Origin of the sequence: Kitasatospora sp. NPDC059571 (assembly GCF_042735675.1) — a bacterium.
GTDB lineage: Bacteria > Actinomycetota > Actinomycetes > Streptomycetales > Streptomycetaceae > Kitasatospora.
In genome coordinates this window covers 1-18,984 of sequence record NZ_JBHWBW010000115.1, presented here as the reverse complement: position 1 = coordinate 18,984, position 18,984 = coordinate 1, and the positions used below count along the sequence as shown (strand labels likewise).

General features: G+C 75.2%; 16 protein-coding genes and 1 pseudogene. 9 read left to right on the top strand and 8 right to left on the bottom strand.

The window, feature by feature from the left end:
- Window positions 1-71: 71 nt before the first annotated feature.
- Window positions 72-398 carry a hypothetical protein gene (locus ACFV0G_RS15840; RefSeq protein ID WP_380546976.1) on the bottom strand — a complete coding sequence of 109 codons (327 nt, stop codon included), beginning with the start codon at window positions 396-398 and terminating at the stop codon, window positions 72-74.
- 161 nt (window positions 399-559) lie between these two features.
- Here ACFV0G_RS15840 and ACFV0G_RS15835 point away from each other — a divergent pair, with 161 nt between their 5' ends.
- The 6 genes and pseudogenes from ACFV0G_RS15835 to ACFV0G_RS15810 form a co-directional block, all read left to right on the top strand.
- On the top strand, window positions 560-1,513 hold the full coding sequence (locus ACFV0G_RS15835) for an STM4015 family protein (protein ID WP_380546974.1): 954 nt from the start codon (window positions 560-562) through the stop codon (window positions 1,511-1,513).
- A 28-nt stretch (window positions 1,514-1,541) separates the two neighbouring features.
- A complete protein-coding gene (locus ACFV0G_RS15830; protein WP_380546972.1) occupies window positions 1,542-2,462 on the top strand; it encodes an STM4015 family protein in 921 nt (306 codons plus the stop codon).
- Between the two features lie 3 nt (window positions 2,463-2,465).
- A complete protein-coding gene (locus ACFV0G_RS15825; protein WP_380546970.1) occupies window positions 2,466-3,566 on the top strand; it encodes an STM4014 family protein in 1,101 nt (366 codons plus the stop codon).
- Between the two features lie 17 nt (window positions 3,567-3,583).
- Window positions 3,584-4,405 (top strand): STM4013/SEN3800 family hydrolase, encoded by an 822-nt coding sequence (locus tag ACFV0G_RS15820; protein WP_380546978.1) that lies wholly within the window; start codon window positions 3,584-3,586, stop codon window positions 4,403-4,405.
- Window positions 4,402-5,733: an STM4012 family radical SAM protein gene (locus ACFV0G_RS15815; RefSeq protein WP_380546968.1), complete on the top strand. Its 1,332-nt coding sequence runs from the start codon at window positions 4,402-4,404 to the stop codon at window positions 5,731-5,733. The genes ACFV0G_RS15820 and ACFV0G_RS15815 overlap by 4 nt, the downstream gene beginning before the upstream one ends.
- Window positions 5,734-5,777: 44 nt before the next feature.
- Window positions 5,778-6,605: pseudogene (locus ACFV0G_RS15810) on the top strand (STM4011 family radical SAM protein); the annotation flags it as partial.
- Window positions 6,606-6,722: 117 nt separating this feature from the next.
- Here the strand turns inward: ACFV0G_RS15810 and ACFV0G_RS15805 are convergent.
- The 6 genes from ACFV0G_RS15805 to ACFV0G_RS15780 are packed head-to-tail and all read right to left on the bottom strand — an operon-like array spanning window position 6,723 to window position 12,103.
- Window positions 6,723-7,709, bottom strand: a complete 987-nt coding sequence (locus ACFV0G_RS15805; protein WP_380546966.1) for an ABC transporter substrate-binding protein — start codon at window positions 7,707-7,709, stop codon at window positions 6,723-6,725.
- Window positions 7,710-7,734: 25 nt separating this feature from the next.
- Window positions 7,735-8,505 (bottom strand): amino acid ABC transporter ATP-binding protein, encoded by a 771-nt coding sequence (locus ACFV0G_RS15800; RefSeq protein WP_380546964.1) that lies wholly within the window; start codon window positions 8,503-8,505, stop codon window positions 7,735-7,737.
- Window positions 8,502-9,470, bottom strand: coding sequence for an amino acid ABC transporter permease (locus ACFV0G_RS15795; RefSeq protein ID WP_380546962.1), 969 nt, complete (start codon window positions 9,468-9,470; stop codon window positions 8,502-8,504). Before ACFV0G_RS15795 ends, ACFV0G_RS15800 begins: the two co-directional genes overlap by 4 nt.
- A 31-nt stretch (window positions 9,471-9,501) precedes the next feature.
- Entirely contained in the window at window positions 9,502-10,434 is a 933-nt protein-coding gene (locus ACFV0G_RS15790) for an ABC transporter substrate-binding protein (RefSeq protein WP_380546960.1), read from the bottom strand.
- A complete protein-coding gene (locus ACFV0G_RS15785; protein ID WP_380546958.1) occupies window positions 10,431-10,952 on the bottom strand; it encodes a GNAT family N-acetyltransferase in 522 nt (173 codons plus the stop codon). Before ACFV0G_RS15785 ends, ACFV0G_RS15790 begins: the two co-directional genes overlap by 4 nt.
- Window positions 10,949-12,103, bottom strand: coding sequence for an LLM class flavin-dependent oxidoreductase (locus tag ACFV0G_RS15780; RefSeq protein WP_380546956.1), 1,155 nt, complete (start codon window positions 12,101-12,103; stop codon window positions 10,949-10,951). The genes ACFV0G_RS15785 and ACFV0G_RS15780 overlap by 4 nt, the downstream gene beginning before the upstream one ends.
- 567 nt (window positions 12,104-12,670) lie before the next feature.
- Here ACFV0G_RS15780 and ACFV0G_RS15775 point away from each other — a divergent pair.
- On the top strand, window positions 12,671-13,630 hold the full coding sequence (locus tag ACFV0G_RS15775; RefSeq protein WP_380546954.1) for an amino acid ABC transporter permease: 960 nt from the start codon (window positions 12,671-12,673) through the stop codon (window positions 13,628-13,630).
- The gene (locus ACFV0G_RS15770; RefSeq protein ID WP_380546952.1) at window positions 13,627-15,612 is read left to right on the top strand and encodes an FAD/NAD(P)-binding protein; all 1,986 of its coding nucleotides are present in this window, start codon (window positions 13,627-13,629) and stop codon (window positions 15,610-15,612) included. Before ACFV0G_RS15775 ends, ACFV0G_RS15770 begins: the two co-directional genes overlap by 4 nt.
- On the opposite strand, the gene ACFV0G_RS15765 is transcribed toward ACFV0G_RS15770, so the two are convergent.
- Entirely contained in the window at window positions 15,525-16,523 is a 999-nt protein-coding gene (locus ACFV0G_RS15765; RefSeq protein WP_380546950.1) for a tetratricopeptide repeat protein, read from the bottom strand. The two genes, ACFV0G_RS15770 and ACFV0G_RS15765, sit on opposite strands and share 88 nt — an antisense overlap.
- 149 nt (window positions 16,524-16,672) lie before the next feature.
- On the opposite strand from ACFV0G_RS15765, the gene ACFV0G_RS15760 reads away from it, so the two are divergent.
- Window positions 16,673-18,952 carry an FdhF/YdeP family oxidoreductase gene (locus tag ACFV0G_RS15760; protein ID WP_380546948.1) on the top strand — a complete coding sequence of 760 codons (2,280 nt, stop codon included), beginning with the start codon at window positions 16,673-16,675 and terminating at the stop codon, window positions 18,950-18,952.
- The last annotated feature ends 32 nt before the right edge of the window (window positions 18,953-18,984 follow it).

Below are 18,984 nucleotides of genomic sequence, written 5' to 3'. Positions count from 1 at the left end.
GCCCCGGCGGGGGCGCTCTGCTGCTGGGTCTCGGTCATCGTGCTGTCCCTCCTCGTCCGTCCGTACCGTGCTCAGTCCGCCACGACGCGCACCGCGCCGGGCACGTACTCGCGCTGCCGCACCACCCGGTACCAGCCCTTGGGCAGCGCGATCGCGGCGTGCTCCTCGTGCACCACCCGGCCGCCCTCGGGCAGGTGCAGCCATGCGGTGCCGAACGGCCCGGCCTCCCGCCGCAGCGTGCCCGGGCCGACCACCGCGTGGGCGTGGCCGGTCACCTCGCCGAGCGCCAGCACCAGCCGGCCGCGGGCGTCCCGCGGCAGCGCGGCCAGATCGGCCGCCACCCGCGGCACCGCGGCCTCCCCGACCGGCACGATCAGCACGTCACCCTGGCGGTACATACGGCCCTCCCCGCATCCGGGCCGGCGCCGTGCCGGCCTCCACGAGGGGAAAGCTAGGGCGGGGCTCTGACAGTGCGTCGGCGGGCGGCCCCTCCCGCCGGGATGTCGGGGCGGCCTGGTAGACAGATCCCGGCCGACCGGACGTCTCCCAGGAGCAGCGCATGGCGATCAGCAAGCACATCGAGCAGTTCGGCGGGCTGCCCGTCGCCGACGTCATGTCCGCGCTGGACGAGGGCATCGCGCTGCCCGCCGCCGACGCCGCCGCCTGGCGGATCGCGCTGGAGTACGAGGACGAGCGGACCTTCGCCGAGGCCTGGCAGCGCTTCCTGGGCGCGGTCGACGCCGAGCGGGTCACCACCGTGATCATCGGCAACTGGTCGCAGGACGACCCCGCGCCGCTCGCCGGACCGCTCGCGGAGATCATCGGCTCGGCGGGCCGGCTGCCCGCGCTGCGCGCCCTGTTCGTCGGTGACATCACCTTCGAGGAGTGCGAGATCTCCTGGCTGCAGATGTGCGACATCACCCCGCTGTTCGAGGCCTTCCCCCGGCTGGAGGAGCTGGTGGTGCGCGGCGCGAGCGAGGACTGGGACGGCAACGGCGGGCTGGCGCTCACCCCGCTGCGGCACGAGCACCTGCGCCGGCTGCGCCTGGAGGCCGGCGGCCTGCCCGGCAGCGTCGTCCGCTCCGTGGCCGCCTGCGACTTCCCCGCGCTGGAGAGCCTGGAGCTGTGGCTCGGCGTCGACCAGTACGGCGGCGACTGGACGCTGGAGGACCTCGCGCCGTTCCTCGCCGGCACCCGGCTGCCCGCGCTGCGCCGCCTCGGCCTGCAGAACAGCACCCGCCAGGACGAGATCTGCGCGCTGGCCGCGCAGGCCCCCGTGGTGACCCGCCTCGCCGACCTCTCGCTCGCCATGGGCGCGCTCACCGACGAGGGCGCCGCCGCCCTGCTGGAGGGCCAGCCGCTCACCCACCTCGCCTCGCTCGACCTGCACCACCACTACCTCACCGAGGCGATGCAGCAGCGGATCGCCGAGGCGCTGCCGGGCGTGGCCGTCGACCTGTCCGACGCCCAGAAGTGGGACGACGAGTGGCGCTACGTCGCCGTCTCCGAGTGACCGACCGACCGATCGCAGGAGCCCCCCGATGACCGACGTCTTCCACGGCCTTCCCGTCCACCAGCTGCTCGACGCCCTGGACCGCGGCGACGAGCTGCCCGCCGCCGGTGCGGCCGCCTGGCGGATCAACCTCGGCTACCGCGCCAAGGAGCCCTTCGAGCAGGCCTGGCAGCGCTTCCTCGACGCGGTCGACACCACGCAGGTGCGAGCCCTGGTGCTCGGCGCCTGGTGGTCGGGCGACTACGACGGGCTGGCCGGCCCGCTGGCCGCGATCACCGGCAGTGCCGAGCGGCTGCCCGCGCTGGAGGCGCTCTTCCTCGGCGACGTCCGGTGGGACGAGTGCGAGATCTCCTGGCTGCAGATGTGCGACATCACCCCGGTGTTCGAGGCCTTCCCGCGGCTGACCCGGCTGACCGTGCGCGGCGGGTCAGACCTGCGCCTGCACCCGGTGCGGCACGAGGGGCTGCGCTCGCTGTCCTTCGAGACCGGAGGCCTGCCCGGCCGGGTGGTGCGGGCGCTGGGCGAGTGCGAGTTCCCCGCCCTGGCCGAGCTCGACCTGTGGCTCGGCGTGGACGAGTACGGCGGCGACCACACCCTGGAGGACCTGGCGCCGCTGCTCACCGCGACCCGGCTGCCCGCGCTGCGCTCGCTCGGCCTGCAGAACAGCGAGTACCAGGACGACATCGCCGCCGCCGTCGCCCAGGCGCCCGTGGTGGCCCGGCTGGAGCACCTCGCGCTGGGCATGGGCGTGCTGACCGACGAGGGCGCCGCCGCCCTGCTGGAGGGCCAGCCGCTCACCCACCTCGCCTCGCTCGACCTGCACCACCACTACCTCACCGAGGCGATGCAGCAGCGGGTCACCGAGGCGCTGGCCGGGGTCGACGTCGACCTGTCCGAGGCGGAGGACGAGGAGGACGAGGAGGACCGCTACGTCGCGGTCTCCGAGTAGCCCATGACCGAACGGCTCACCGTCCTCGGCAACCCCGGCCACCGCCGCGTCGTGCTGTTCGCCGCCGCGGCGCGCGCCGCCGGGCTGCCCGAACCCGCCGTGCTGCCCTGGCTGGACGTGCTGCGCGGCGGGTACGAGCTGCCGCCCGGCACCGTGCTGCGGATCGACTCCCCCGGCGAGGACGCCGCGGTGGACGCGCTGCTGCGCGGGGGCGTCCTCGGCGCCGGGTACGCGCCGACCCGGGTGGAGGGCGGCGCCGCCTGGTACGCCGGGATGTGCGCCGCGCTGCGCGGCCTGGCCGGCCGGCCCGGGGTGCGCCTGCTCGGCGACCCGGACGAGATCGCGGTGATGTTCGACAAGCGGGCGGCGCACCGCCGGCTGGCCGCCGCCGGGGTACCGGTGCCGCCGACGCTCGACGGCCCGCCGCCCGCCGGCTGGAGCGAGCTGACGGAGCGACTGGCCGCGGCCCGGATGCGCCGGGTGTTCCTGAAGCCGGTGCACGGCTCCTCCGCCTCCGGCGTGGTGGCCCTGGAGTTCGGCCCGCGCGGGCAGCTGCAGGCCACCACCTCCGCCGAACTCGCCCCGGACGGCCTGCACAACTCGCTGCGGGTGCGCCGCTACCGCACCGAGCCGGAGGTCGCCGCCCTGGTCGACGCGCTCGCCCCGGACGGCCTGCACGTCGAGCAGTGGGTGCCGAAGGCCTCCCAGGCCGGCCGCTCCGCCGACCTGCGGGTGGTCGTGGTCGCCGGCCGGGCCACCCATGCGGTGGTGCGCACCAGCACCCGGCCGATGACCAACCTGCACCTCGGCGGCGCCCGCGGCGACCTCGCGCTGGCCAGGGAGGCCGCCGGCCCGGCCTGGCCGCGGCTGCTGGAGACCGCCGAGCACGCCGCCGCCTGCTTCCCGAACTCCCCGGTGGTCGGCGTGGACGTGCTGCCCACCGCGGGCTGGCGGGGCGCCGTGGTCGGCGAGGTCAACGCCTTCGGCGACCTGCTGCCCGGCCTCACCGGCCTGCCCGGCGGCCCCGCCGAGGGCCTCGACACCTACGGCGCCCAGATCGCCGCCCTGCTCACCGCACCACCCCGGACGGAAACACGCCGATGACCGATCAGATCCCCGACATGAACGGCGTGGTCGGCAGCCACGACCTGCTGCTGGTCACCCTGGACACGCTGCGCCTGGACGTCGCGCAGGAGCTGGCCGCCGCCGGCCGCATCCCGCACCTCGCGGCCCACCTGCCCGGCGGGCGGTGGGAGGAGCGGCACACGCCCGGCAGCTTCACCTATGCGGCGCACCAGGCGATCCTGGCCGGGTTCCTGCCCACCCCGGCGAGCGCGGACGGCCCGCACCCGCGGCTCTTCGCGGCCCGCTTCGCCGGCTCGGAGACCACCGAGCCGCGCACCTGGGTCTTCGACACCCCGGACCTGCCCTCGGCGCTCGCCGCCGCCGGGTACCGGACGGTCTGCATCGGCGGGGTCGGTTTCTTCAACAAGCAGGGCCCGCTGGGCTCGGTGCTGCCCGGGCTGTTCCAGGAGTCCCACTGGTCACCGGAGATGGGCGTGCCCTCGGCCACCTCCTTCGAGGCGCAGGTCGCCCGCGCCGAGCAGGTCTGCGCCGAACAGCCCGACGGGCAGCCGCTGTTCCTCTTCATCAACGTCTCCGCACTGCACCAGCCGAACTGGTTCCACCTGCCCGGGGCGACCCGCGAGCACGGCGACACCCGGGAGAGCCACGCGGCCGCGCTGGAGTACGTCGACGCGCACATCGGGCGGCTGTTCACCGCGATGAGCCGGCGCCGCCCCTGCTTCGCGATCGTCTGCTCCGACCACGGCACCTGCTACGGCGAGGACGGCTACACCGGCCACCGGCTGGGCCACCCGGTGGTCTGGACGGTCCCGTACGCGCACTTCACGCTGCCCGCCGCCGAGGAGGCCGCCCGATGAGCACCGCCACGGCGAGCGCCGACTCCCCGTACCGGGCGTACGTCTACGCCTACCCGCACAAGACCGCCTACCGGCCGCTGCCCGGGCGGCCCGCGCTGCGGGAGCTGTGGGCGGGCGAGCCGCAGCACGCGCTCTCGCTGTACCTGCACATCCCGTTCTGCGAGGTGCGCTGCGGCTTCTGCAATCTGTTCACCCGGATCGGCAGCCCGGAGGGCCTGACCACCGCCTACCTGGACGCGCTGGAGCGGCAGGCCCGCGCCGTCCGGGACGCCCTGGACGCGGACGCCCGGTTCGCGCTGGCGGCCTTCGGCGGCGGCACCCCGACCTATCTGACCGCCGCCGAGCTGACCCGGCTCTGCGACATCGCCGAGCACCAGATGGGCGCCGACCTGCGGGCGGTCCCCCTCTCGGTGGAGGCCTCCCCGGACACCGCGACCGCCGACCGGCTGGCGGTGCTCGCCGAGCGCGGCACCACCCGGCTCAGCCTCGGCGTGCAGTCCTTCCTCGACGAGGAGGCCCGCTCGGCCGTCCGCCCGCAGAAGCGCGCGGCGGTGGAGGCCGCGCTCGGCCGGGTCCGCGAGGCGGGCATCCCGGTGCTCAACATCGACCTCATCTACGGCATCGACGGCCAGACCGAGGCCAGCTGGCTCGCCTCCCTGGACGCCGCGCTCGCCTGGCAGCCCGAGGAGCTGTACCTCTACCCGCTGTACGTCCGGCCGCTGACCGGGCTCGGCCGGCGCGCCGCCGACGGCCCCTCCCCCGCGTGGGACGCCCAGCGGCTCGCCCTCTACCGCACGGGCCGGGACCACCTGCTGGCCGCCGGCTACGAGCAGGTGTCGATGCGGATGTTCCGCCGGATCGGCGCGGCCACCGCGAGCGCCGGAGAGTACGCCTGCCAGACCGACGGCATGGTCGGGCTCGGCTGCGGCGCCCGCTCGTACACCTCCGCGCTGCACTACTCCTTCGACTACGCGGTGGACGCCCGCGAGGTGCGCGGCATCATCGACGACTACGTCGCCGCCCGGGACTTCACCCGGGCCGAGGTCGGCCGGACGATGGATGCCGAGGAGTCGCGCCGCCGCCACCTGCTGCAGTCGCTGCTCCAGGCCGAGGGGCTCGAACTCGCCGACTACACGAGCCGGTTCGGGTCGCTGCCGGCCGAGGACTTCGCCGCCGAGCTGACCGCGTTCGCGGCGCGCGGCTGGCTGGCCGATGCGCCCGGGCGGCTGGTGCTCTCCCCCGAGGGCCTGGCGCACTCGGACGCGGTGGGCCCGATGCTGTTCTCGCCGGCCGTGCAGGCCGCGATGGACGCGTACGAGGCGAAGTGACCGTCGACCTGGGGCTGCCGGGCCGCCGGCCGGCCGAGACGCCGATGGACCTCACCCTGCTCTACCGCGGGCCGCTGTCCTCCTGCGACTACGACTGCCCGTACTGCCCGTTCGCCAAGCGGCGGGACAGCCCGGAGCAGCTGCGGGCGGACCGCGCCGCGCTGGAGCGGTTCACCGCCTGGGCGGCCGGGCAGCGCGGCGACACCCTGTCGCTGCTGTTCACCCCGTGGGGCGAGGGCCTGGTGCGGTCCTGGTACCGGCGGGCCCTGGTCGAGCTCTCCCGGCTGCCGCACGTGCGCCGGGTGGCGATCCAGACCAACCTCAGCTGCCGCACCGACTGGCTGGCCGAGGCCGACCTCGACACGCTGGCGCTCTGGGTGACCTACCACCCGGGGCAGGTCGACCGCGGACGCTTCCTCGCGAAGGTCCGCGACCTGGCCGCACTCGGCGTGCGGCACAGCGTCGGCATCGTCGGCGAGCCGGAACACCTCGACGAGGCAAGGCAGTTGAGGGCGGACCTGCCCGCCTCAAGCTACCTCTGGGTGAACGCCGCGGACGGCCGCAGCTACACCGGCGAGCAGGCCGCCGCCTGGACGGCGGTCGACCCGCTGTTCGGCTTCAGCCGCGAGCCGCACGCCAGCGGCGGCCGGCCCTGCCGCACCGGCGAGTCGGTGGTCTCGGTGGACGGCGACGGCACGGTGCGCCGCTGCCACTTCGTCCGACCGCCGCTCGGCAACCTCTACGACGGCTCGTACCGCGCCCAGCTGCTGCCGCGCCCCTGCCCGCTGCCGGTCTGCGACTGCCACATCGGCTACGTCCACCTGGCGGACCTGCCGCTGTACGACGTCTTCGCGGGCGGCGTGCTGGAGCGGGGGGGCCGCCCGGCGGGGGGCCGGCGCCGCGGGGGGCGGGGCGGCGGGGGGGCGGCGGGGCGGCGCCGCCCCCGGTGGGGGGCCCCCCCGCGCGGGGCCCCCGCCCCCCGCGGGGTGTCAGCCGGTCTTCGGCAGGCCGGGCGGGTTGATCTCGGAGGTCTGCACGGCCTCCTTGTCGAGCCCCCAGCGCTTCAGCACCTGCCCGTAGGTGCCGTTCCTGATGATCTCGTTGACGGCCGCGTTCACCGCCTTGACCAGGCCGTTGTCCTTCTTGGTGGTGGCGGCGATCTTGCCGAGGACGTCCGCGCCGCCGCCGGAGTAGGTGCCGATCACCTCGGTCTGGCCGGTCTGCGCAGCGTGGAAGGCCTCGGTCGGGTTGGGGCCCAGCCAGGCGTCGATCCGGCCGGAGGAGAGCGCCAGGTAGTAGTCGGAGGAGTTCTGGTAGTACTTGATGTCGACCGGCTTGAGGCCCGCCTTGGTGTTCTGCTCGTTCCAGGCGATGAGCAGCTTCTCCTGGTTGGTGCCGGACGAGGTGCCGATGGTGTGCCCGGCGACGTCCTTCGGTCCGGTGACCCGCCAGCTGCCGCCCTTCCTCGCCTCGAAGCCGAGGATGTCCAGCCGGTAGGTGGCGAAGTCGTACTTCTCCTTGCGGGCCTCGGTGACGGTGATGTTGGTGATGCCGAGGTCGTACTTGCCGCTGTCGAGGCCGACGAAGACGTTCTCCCAGGAGACCGGGTTGAGTTCGACCTTGAGGCCGAGGACGTTGCCGATGAGGTACGCGAGGTCGGGTTCGGCGCCGATGATCGTCCGGTCGTCGGTGGCGTGGAAGTCCAGCGGCGGGACGGTGCCGAGCGAGTCGACCACCTGGAGGGTGCCTCTTCGGCGGATCTCCTCCGGGACGAGGGCGGCGATCGCGTCCACCCGGGGCGTGGTGACGCGCTTCTGGTCCGGGGTCAGGTTGACGGTGATGCCGTTGGGCGCGGTGCCGGCCCCGGCGCCGAGGTCGGCGGAGGCACCGGAGGGGGCCGAGCCGCAGGACGTCAGGACGAGGGCGCCGGCGAGGGCGGCGACGGCGGCGGGAATGCGGCGGCGGAGGACGGACACGGCAGGACTCCTTGCGGGTGCGGGATCAGAGGACTTTGGCGAGGAAGGCGCGGGTGCGCTCGTGCTGCGGGTGGTCGAGGACGGCCGCCGGCGGGCCCTGTTCGACGACCACCCCGCCGTCCATGAAGACCACGGTGTCGGCGACCTCGCGGGCGAAGCCGATCTCGTGGGTGACGACGATCATGGTGGTGCCGGCCGCGGCGAGGTCCCGGATGACGTCCAGCACCTCGCCGACCAGTTCGGGGTCGAGCGCGGAGGTGGGCTCGTCGAAGAGCAGCACCTTGGGCTCCAGGGCGAGCGCGCGGGCGATCGCGACCCGCTGCTGCTGGCCGCCGGAGAGCCGGCGCGGGTACTCGCCCGCCTTGTCGGCGAGGCCGACCCTGCCGAGCAGGTCCAGGGCGGTGGCGCGGGCCTGCGCCTTCGGCCGGCCGAGCGCGCCGACCGGGGCCTCGGTGAGGTTCTCCAGCACGGTGAGGTGCGGGAAGAGGTTGAAGTTCTGGAACACGAAGCCGAGCCGGGTGCGCTGGCGCAGCACCTCGCGCTCCTTGAGCTCGTGCAGCCTGCCGCCGGAGCGGCGGTAGCCGATGAGCTCGCCGTCGATGGTGACGGTGCCGCGGTCCAGCTTCTCCAGGTGGTTGATGGCCCGCAGCAGGGTGGACTTGCCGGAGCCGGACGGGCCGAGCACGACGGTGACCGAGCCGGGGGCGACCTGCAGGTCGACGCCGCGCAGCACCTCCAGCCGCCCGAAGCTCTTGTGGACGCCGCGGACGTCCACCATGGCGGTCGCGGTGGTCATCGCGGGCCTCCGGAAGGGGTGAGCCGGGTCTCGGTGATCCGGCGGACGAGGGCCCGGGCCCGCCGGAGCGGGGTGGGCGGCGGGGTGCGGTCGGTGCCGCGGGCGAAGTGGCGCTCCACCGCGTACTGGCCGATCGACAGCAGGGTGGTGAGCAGCACGTACCAGGCGGTGGCGACCATGAGCATCGGGACGACCCGGCCGGTGCGCCCGTAGACGACCTGGACCTGGTAGAAGAGCTCGCCGATGGCCATCACGTAGACCACCGAGGTGGCCTTGAAGAGCGAGATGATCTCGTTGGCGGCGTTGGGGAGGATGCCCCGCATGGCCTGCGGCAGGACGATCCGGCGGGCCTGCCGCAGCCGCGGGATGCCGAGCGCGGCGGCGGCCTCCAGCTGTCCGCCGTCGACGGCGATGACCCCGGCCCGGATGATCTCGGCGGCGTACGCGGCCTGGTGGAGGGCGAGGCCGAGGACGGCGGCGCCGAGCGCGCCGAGGGCGTGCACGGTGTCGAACTCCCAGAGCACCGGCCCGAACGGGATGCCGAGGCCGAGCCGCCGGTAGAGGTAGGAGAGGTTGAACCAGAAGACCAGCTGGACGATCAGCGGGATGGAGCGGAACGCCCAGATGTACGTCCAGCCGATGGTCTGCAGGACCGGGCTGCGGGAGAGCCGCAGCGCGGCCACCACCGCACCAAGCGCGAAGCCCAGCAGGGTGGCCCAGAAGGTGAGTTGAAGGGTGGTGCCGACCGCCTTGAGGATGGTGGCGGTGGCGAAGAAGGCCCGGAAGGTGGGCCAGTCCCAGCCGGGGTTGGTGGCGAGGCCGTGCAGGAACTGCGCGACCAGGACGAGGGCGGCGGCGCCGGCGGCCCAACGCCAGGGGTGGCGGGCCGGGACGACCGGCAGGTCGGCGTCGGCGGGCGGTCCGGTGGTGGGCCCGGCGGTCTGCTCGGGCGCGGTGGTGGTCATGGCGGGATTCCTCTGCGGGGCGGACACGGGATCATGCGTGCTCGGGCGGGCTGATCTGCGAGGCGGTGACGGCGGAGTCCTCGGTGCCCCACTTCTGCAGGATCCGGGCGTAGGTGCCGTCCTTGATCAGCTGGTTGACGGCGGCCTGGAAGGCCGGGGTGAGCGGTGAGCCCTTCTTGAAGGCGAAGCCGACGTCGAGGCGGTGGAACTCGCCGAGGAAGCGGGTCCCGGCGGCGGGCTGGGCGGCCTGGTGGCGCAGGCCGTTGATGGTGGACATCACTACGTCGATCCGGCCCTGCTGCAGCCCGGTGAGGACGGCGCCGCTGTCGGAGAACGCCTTGACCTCGTAGGGCTTGCGGCCGGCCGCGGCGCACACGCCCTTCCTGGCGTCGAGCGTGGTCTCGAAGGTGGTGCCGGCGCCGGTGCCGATGGTCAGGCCGCAGAGCTGGACGAGGTCGGTGACCCGCTGGAGCCTGGTGTCGTCCTTGCGGACGGCGAAGCCCTGGCCGTCGTCGACGTAGGTGACGAAGTCGATGGTCCTCAGCCGCGCGGTGGTGACGCCGAAGTTGCCGGTGCCGACGTCGTACTTGCCGCTGCCGAGGGCGGGCAGGATGGTCTCGAAGGCGGCGTCCTCGCGGGTGATCTCGATGCCGAGGACCTTGGCGACCGCGTCGGCGACGTCGACGTCCAGCCCGGCCGGGGCCTTCTTCGCCGGGTCGGGGTAGAAGGCGCTGGGCGGGGCGCCGACGGCGCCGCCGAGCCTGAGCCGGCCCGAGGTGCGGACGTCCGCGGGCAGCAGCGCGGCGATCGCGTCGACCTTCCGCTCGCCGGAGACCACGTCGTGCGAGGCGGCGGCGACCGCGGAGGCCCCGGCGGCGGGGCCGGCCGGCACCGGGTCCGCGCCGCAGCCGGCCAGGAGGAGCGCTGCGGCGGCGGTTGCGACGGCGGCGGGTGTGCGTCTCACGGGGCGAGGGCCTTTCTCGGGTTCGGGGCCGCCGGCCGGCGGTCCGTCAGGTTCTTCTCGAACGGCAGCGGGTGCAGGACGCCCGGGGCGGCGTCGAGGTCGAACAGCGGGGTGTAGCCGGCCGCCAGGTAGAGCTGCCGGGCCTCCGGCTGGCGGGAGCCGGTGGTGAGGAAGACCCGCCGGTAGCCCTCGGCGGCCGCGGCGGCCTCCAGGGCGGCGAGCACCCGCCGGGCGAGGCCGCGGCGGCGGTGCGCGGAGTGCGTCCACATCCGCTTCACCTCGGCGGTGCCGGGGTCGTCGTGCCGGCGGTAGGCGCCGCCGGCGACCGGTGCGCCCTGCTCCAGCAGGAGCAGCAGCAGGCCGCCGGGCGGCGCGAACTCCTCGGGTGCGTACCTGGCCATCTCCTGGTGGCCGCCCGGGCCGTAGCGGCTGACGTACTCGTGGGTGAGCTCGCGCACCAGGGGCCCGGCGAGCGGGTCGTCGAGCCGGACGGCGCGGAGCTCGGCCGCGGGGCTCACGCCTGCGCCGCGATCAGCTGGTGCCGGTCGCGCTCCCGGGCGGCGGCTCGGGTGGCGGCCTTCGCCGCGTCCCGCTTGGCGACCTCCTCGCGGACGATCGGGATGACGTACCGGCCGAAGTCGATCGCGTCGTCGATGTGGTCGTAGCCGCGGGCGGAGATGATGTCCACGCCCAGGTCGTAGTAGTCGAGCAGCGCCTCGGCGACCGTCTCGGGGGTGCCGACCAGGGCGTTGGAGTTGCCGGCGCCGCCGGTCGCGGCGGCGGTGGGCGTCCACAGCGCCCGGTCGTAGCGCTCGCCGGCCTCGGCGATCTCGATCAGCCGCTGCGAGCCGGTGTTCTCCGGCCCGTCGGCGGCGGCCCGCCGGCGCAGGAGGTCGCCGCCGGCCCGCCGGTCCTTGATCGCGGCGACGGTGCGGTGGGCCTTCTCCCAGGCGAGTTCCTCGGTGGCGCCGAGGATCGGCCGGAAGGCGGCCTGGATGCGCGGGGTGTCGGTGCGCCCGGCGGCACGGGCGGCCTGCCGCACCTTCTCGATCTGCTCGGCGGTGCGGGCCAGCGGCTCGCCCCACAGGCAGTAGATGTCGGCCTCGGCCCCGCCCGCGGCGTAGGCGGCCTCGGAGGAGCCGCCGAAGGAGACGCCCGGCCGGGGCTGCTGGACGGGGAAGACGTCGGAGACGAAGTCCTCGAACCGGTAGTGGGCGCCCTCGTGGTCGAACGGCTCGTGGGACGTCCAGGCCTTCTTGACGATGCCGATGTACTCGCGGGTGCGCTCGTAGCGCTCGTCCTTGGTGAGGTAGTCGCCCTCGCGGCGCTGCTCGTGGTTGTTGCCGCCGGTGATGAAGTGCACGGTGAGCCGGCCGTTGCTGATCCGGTCCAGGGTGGCGAAGGTCTTCGCGGCGAAGGTCGGGTGGGAGACGTTCGGGCGGTGCGCGAGCAGGATCTGCAGCCGGTCGAGCTTCGAGGCCAGGAAGGCGGCCGCCGCGGCGGGCTCCGGGGCGCCCGCGCCGTACGCGAAGAGCACGCGGTCCCAGCCGTGGTCCTCGTGGGCGCGGGCGAGGCGCAGCGTGTAGTCGGCGTCGAAGGCGGCGGTGGTGCGGGGCGTGGTCTCCGAGCCGTCGCCGGTGGCGGCGATGCCGAGGAACTCGACGGGCATGGTGGGTCCTCTCCTGGGGTGGGTGCGGGCACGGCGGGGCACGCGCACGGCGGGGTGCGCGGCGGGGCGGCCCGGTGCGACGGGTGATGGCAGGACGGGTGCGCGACGGACGCCGACGGTGCGTCAGCGGGAGCGGGTGCGCGAGGGGGTGGCGGCAGCGTGCCGGGTGGTCCGCGGGAGCGGACGGGAGGCCGGCCCCGCACGGCGGGGCGGACGAGGGAGTGCCGCCCGGGAGGGCGTCGGGCCGGTCAGACGGCCTGCTGTCGGGTCAGCCGCAACACGCCGCGGACCACACCCGACCGAAGTCGATGTGGCCGCGCGTGACCAGGGGCTGCTCGGCGTTCATGTCCGCAAGTTGAGCAGTGAACCGCGGAGTTCGTCAACCACCGTCCGGATGCGGGACGGTCGGGACGCCCTTGACAGCCGTCCTTCGGGCACGCGTACGATCCGTTCGGAGCGAGGTGCCCAGGAGCCGGTCGAAGTCCCGTCGGCTCCCGCCGTGTTGAGGGACGCGGCGCGCGTGACGGACCAGCAGACCCCTGCCCGCGTCCGCCCCTGGAGCCCTCCATGGCCACGTCGCCCGACGTCCTGCCCGCCGCTCTCGCCCCTCCCCCGGCCGCCGACCTCCCGATCGTCCCGCGCCGCCGGCCCGGCCGGGCCGCCGCCGCCGTCCTCGCCCTGCTCGCGGTCGGCCTGCTGCTGGCGTCGGTCGCCCGCAACCGCGCCTTCCAGTGGGACGTGGTCGGCCGCTACCTGACCTCCACCGCGATCCTGCAGGGCCTGCTGCTGACCCTGTGGCTGACCGCCGCCGTGATGGTGCTCGGCTTCGCGCTCGGCACGCTGCTCGCCGCCGCCCGGCTCTCCGGCAACCCGGTCCTGGCCGCGCTGAGCCGGGGGTACGTGTGGATCTTCCGGGCCGCGCCGGTCCTCGTCCAGCTGCTGTTCTGGTTCAACATCGGGGCGCTGTACCCGACGCTCTCGCTGGGTGTCCCGTACGGGCCCGAGCTGTTCAGCGTGCGGACGGTCGACCTGCTCGGGCCGACCGCCACCGCCGTCGTCGGGCTCACCCTGCACGAGGCCGCGTTCGCCGCCGAGGTCGTCCGGGCCGGCATCCTCTCCGTCGACCAGGGCCAGCTGGAGGCCGCCCAGTCGCTCGGCCTGCGCCGGGCCCGGGTGCTGCGCCGGATCGTCCTGCCGCAGGCGATGCGCTCGATCGTGCCGACCGCGGGCAACATGCTGGTCGGCACCCTCAAGGGCACCAGCATCGTCTCCGTGCTCGCCGTGCACGACCTGCTGTTCTCCGCCCAGCTGATCTACAACCAGACCTACCAGGTGATCCCGCTGCTGCTGGTCGCCACCCTCTGGTACATCGCGGTGACCAGCGTGCTGTCCGTCGGGCAATCCTCCGTCGAGCGGTACTACGCCCGCGGCGCGGGCCGCGGCGACCTGCCGCCGACACCGCTCGCCCGGCTGCGGGCCGCGCTCGCCGCGCTCGCCGTCCCGCGCCGGCGGGAGGCGGGCCGATGAGCACGCTGGTGATCGTCGGCGCCGGGCCGCGGGGCACCGGACTGCTGGAGCGGATCGCCGCCAGCGCGGGCGAACTCCTGCCCGCGGACCGGCCGCTGCACATCCACCTGGTCGACCCGCACCCGCCCGGCGGCGGCCGGATCTGGCGGCGCGCACAGTCCCCGCTGCTGCGGATGAACTCGATGGCGGAGGACGTCACCATGTTCACCGACGAGCGCTCCACCGTCACCGGCCCCGTCCGCCCCGGGCCCTCGCTCGCCGAGTGGGCCGCCCGGCCGCAGGCCCACCCGCCGTACCGGCCGCCGGCCGATCCGGAGCTCGCCGCCGAACTGCGCGCCCTCGCCCCGACCGACTTCCCGACCCGCCGGGTGCAGAGCGCCTACCTGGACTGGGTGTTCCGGCGTGCGGTGGCCGAGCTGCCCGCGCACGTCACGGTCACCGTGCACCGGGACACCGCGTACGCCGTCACCGGGCCGCCCGACGGCCCGCAGCGCGTCCGGCTCTCGGACCGGGTGCTGACCGCGGACCGGGTGGTGCTCGCCCTCGGCCACCTGGACTCCGCCCCCGAGGAGCGGCACCGGGCGGACGCCGGGTTCGCCGCCCGCCACGGCCGCTTCCACCTGGCGCCGGCGTACTCCGCCGACGCCGACCTCTCGGCCGTCCGGCCCGGCGAGCAGCTCCTGCTGCGCGGCATGGGCCTGGCCGCGGTGGACCTGGTGTCGCTGCTCACCGAGGGCCGCGGCGGCCGGTTCGAGGAGGCCGCGGACGGGCTGCGGTACCGGCCGTCCGGCCGCGAGCCGGTGATCCACCTCGGCTCGCGCCGCGGCGTGCCGTACCACTCCAAGACGCACTACCGGCTGCAGGGCCCGCCGGCCCCGCTGCCGCGGTACTTCGACGCGGCGGCGGTCGACGCGCTGGCCGCCTCCCCCGGCCCGCTCGAACTGCGTCGCGACGTCTGGCCGCTGATGGCCAAGGAGATCGGGTTCGGGTACTACCACGAGCTGTTCCACGCCCACCCCGGGCGCACCGCGCTGCCCTGGGCGGAGTTCCTCGGCGCCTACGACCGGCTCGACTGGTACGGCCCGGAGCGCGGGCGGCTGGTCGCCGCGGCCGTCCCCGACCCCGCGGACCGGCTGGACTTCGAGCGCCTGGACCGGCCGCTGACCGGCCTGCGCCTGCCCGACGGCGAGGCGCTGCAGGAGCACCTGCGGGCGTACGTCCGGGCGGACGCCGACCGCCGCGCGGACCCGGCGCACAGCGCCGACCTCGGGGCCTTCCTCGCCCTGCTGTCGCTGTACGGGCAGCTGCCGCGGCTGGTGGCCTCGGGCCGGCTGTCCGCCCGCTCGGTCGCCGAGGAGCTCGACGGCTGGTGGACGGGGTTCTTCAGCCACCTCGCCTCCGGGCCGCCCGGCTTCCGGCTGCGGCAGCTGCTCGCGCTCTCCGAGGCCGGGGTGGTGCACTTCCTCGGCGCCGACACCACGATCGCCCGGGACGAGCGCGACGGCACCTTCACCGCCAGCAGCCCCACCGTGCCGGGGCGGACGGTGCGGGCCACCGCGCTGATCGAGGCGTACCTGCCCCGGCACTCGCTGGACCGCACCGCCGACCCCGTCCTGCGGGAACTGCTGCGGACCGGCCGGATCCGCGAGGAGGCGCCGGCCGGCGGCGACGGTGCGTACCGCTCCGGCCTGGTCGAGGTCGCCGCCGACGGCCGGCTCCTCGACCCGGGCCTGGACGGCGCCCCGCATCCCCGGCGCCTGGCGCTCGGCCCGCACACCAACGCCCGCAGCTACGCGGCCTTCGCCCGGCCGCGGACGGACGCACCCGCCTTCCGGCAGAACGACGCCGCGGCCCGCGCCCTGCTGCAGGCGCTGGCCGGGGACGTCGGGCCGGCTCAGGCCGGGCCGAGCAGCAGGGTGGTGGCCTGCTCCGCCGGCATCTCGTCCGGCACGGCGGCCAGCCGGCCCGCCAGGTCGCGGTGACCGGTGGCCCGTTCCAGCTCGGTGAGGAAGAGGTCCGCCTCCCGGTCGGAGGCGAAGTCCCAGACCAGCAGCCGGTGCACCATGGCGACCGCGGCGACCACCGGCAGACCGGCGCCGCCCGCGAGCCGCCGCCAGGCCGGCACCAGCCGGCCCAGCTCGCAGCGGGCCTCGCCGAGCAGCGGGTGGTCCGGCCCCAGGTGCTGCTGGACCACCGGGACGAGCTCCAGCAGCATGCCGACGGCCGCCGCGGTGTCCCCGCTCCGGGCGACGGCGCGGGCCAGCCCGGTCTGCCCGGCCAGCGCCCGCGCGTCGTAGGCCCCGACCGCCTGCACCAGGGCCGGCTGCACCTCGCGCAGCAGGTTCAGGGCGCCGTAGGTGTCGCCGGCGTCGCCGAGCGCCCGGGCGTGCTCCGTGCGGATCTGCAGGGTGTCCGGGTCGCCGGGGCCGAGGGCCTGCACGGCGTCTGCGGCGACCTGGCCGAGCAGGTGGACGGCGCCGGCGGCGTCGCCCGCGGCGAGGCGCACGGTGCCGAGCTGCCGCCAGGCGGCGAGGGTGTCCCGGTCGTAGCGGCCCAGCAGGGCGGTCATCTCGCGGGCGACCGACTCCAGCAGGTGGCCGGCCCCGTCCGGGGTGGGCGCCTCCGGTGCCCGGTCCCGCAGCCGGAGCAGCAACTCCCGTACGGCGGCCGGGGCATCCGCCGCCGCGGGCGGCGCGGCGGGAGCGGCCGGCGGGGAGGCCGGTACGGGCGGGGCCGCCGGGGCGGGCAGCGGGAAGTCCTCGGGCAGCGCGGCGTCCGCGGGCAGCGGACGGGCCGGGCCCCGGGGGTCCTGCGGCGGCACGGCGGGGGCGGCGGGGGCGGCGGGCCCGGTCACCGGGCCGAACCGGCCGGCGGGCTCCTCGGTGGGCGGCATCCTCGGTCCTCGTTCGGTCGGCGTCGTCGGCGGGGCGCGGCCATCCTCCCACTGCCGGGGACCGCACGGGTCCGGCGCCAAGGGCCAGTGCAAGGATGGAGCCGGGCCGCGGCAAGGACGCCGGGCCCCGCCAGGAGGAGGTGCCCGTCATGGCCAAGCAGGCCCCGCAGACCGACCCCGCGCAGGACGCGCCGCAGGTGTCGGCCCCGCAGCACGCCGCCGCCGGCGTGCCGGCGGTGCTGCACAGCCTGAGGATGGCCGGCGAGCAGATGGGCGTCCGGCGCACCCTGGCGACGCTGCGCAAGGTGAACCAGCCGGACGGCTTCGACTGCCCCGGCTGCGCCTGGCCCGAGCCGGACAGGACGCACACCGCGGAGTTCTGCGAGAACGGCGCCAAGGCGGTCGCCGAGGAGGCCACCGAGCGCCGGATCACCGCGGACTTCTTCGCCGCGCACCCCGTCCCCGAGCTGGCGCAGCGCTCCGGCTACTGGCTGGGCCAGCAGGGCCGGCTGACCGAGCCGATGCTGTTGGACGAGGGGTCCGACCGGTACGTACCGGTCTCCTGGGAGCGGGCGTTCGAGATCGTGGCGGAGGAGCTGCGGGCCCTGGACACCCCCGACGGCGCCGCCTTCTACACCTCCGGCCGCACCAGCAACGAGGCCGCCTTCGCGTACCAGCTGTTCGCCCGCCGGCTCGGCACCAACAACCTGCCGGACTGCTCCAACATGTGCCACGAGTCGTCGGGTTCGGCGCTGGTGGAGACGCTCGGCGTCGGCAAGGGCAGCGTTCACCTGAAGGACCTGTACCAGGCGGACCTGATCATCGTGGCCGGGCAGAACCCGGGCACCAACCACCCCCGGATGCTGTCCGCGCTGGAGCGGGCCAAGCGGGCGGGGGCGACGATCGTCTCGGTCAACCCGCTGCCGGAGGCCGGGCTGGAGCGGTTCAAGAACCCGCAGAACGCGCGCGGCCTGGCCGCGGGCGGCACCAAGCTGACCGACCTGTTCCTGCAGATCCGGCTCGGCGGCGACCTCGCGCTCTTCCGGGCGCTGAACCAGTTGATCCTCGAGGCCGACGCGGTGGACCACGGCTTCGTCGCCGAGCACTGCCACGGCTTCGAGGAGTTCGCCGCGGAGGCGGCCTCCACCGACCGGGCCGAGGTGCTGGCCGCGACCGGTCTGCCCTGGGAGCAGATCGAGGAGCTGGCCCGGCTGGTGATGGCCTCGCAGAAGGTCATCGTCTGCTGGGCGATGGGCCTCACCCAGCACCGGCACTCCGTGCCGACCATCCGCGAGGTGGTCAACTTCCTGCTGCTGCGCGGCAACGTGGGCCGGCCCGGCGCAGGCGTCTGCCCCGTCCGCGGGCACAGCAACGTCCAGGGCGACCGGACGATGGGCATCTTCGAGCGGCCGTCGGCCGCCTTCCTGGACGCGCTGGCGAAGGAGTTCGACTTCGAGCCGCCGCGCGAGCACGGCCTGGACGCGGTGGACACCATCCGGGCGATGCGCGACGGCCGGGTGAAGGTGTTCTTCGCGATGGGCGGCAACTTCGTCGCCGCGACCCCGGACACCGCGGTCACCGAGGCCGCGATGCGCCGCTGCCGGCTGACCGTGCACGTCTCCACCAAGCTGAACCGCTCGCACGTGGTCACCGGCTCCCGGGCGCTGATCCTGCCCACCCTGGGCCGCACCGACCGGGACTGGACGCCGGCCGGCGCGCAGTTCGTCAGCGTCGAGGACTCGATGGGCGTGGTGCACTCCTCGCGCGGCGGGCTGCGGCCGCCGTCCGAGCAGCTGCGCTCCGAGGTGGCGATCGTCTGCGCGCTGGCCCGCGCCGCGCTCGGGGCCGAGGACCCGACGCCGTGGGAGGAGTTCGCCGACTCGTACGACGGCATCCGGGACCGGATCTCGCGGGTGGTGCCCGGCTTCGAGGACTACAACGAGAAGGTCCGCCGCCCCGGCGGCTTCACCCTGCCGCACGGGCCGCGCGACAGCCGGACCTTCCCGACCGCCACCGGCAGGGCCAACTTCACCGTCAACGCGCTGACCGCGCCCGAGGTGCCCGAGGGCCGGCTGCTGCTGCAGACGCTGCGCTCGCACGACCAGTACAACACCACGATCTACGGCCTGGACGACCGCTACCGCGGCATCACCGGCGGCCGCCGGGTGGTGCTGGTGAACCCGGCCGACGCCGCCGAACTGGGCCTGGCCGAGGGCGCGTACGTCGACCTGGTGGGCGAGTGGAAGGACGGCGTGGAGCGCCGGGCGCCGCACTTCCGGGTGGTGCACTACCCGGTGGCCCGCGGCGGCGCGGCGGCGTACTACCCGGAGACCAATGTGCTGGTGCCGCTGGACTCCACCGCGGAGATCAGCAACACCCCGACCTCGAAGGCGGTCGTGATCCGCTTCGAGCCGGACAGCGGGGAGTGACCGGGCCGGGTGACCCGGGCCTGTCGGACAGC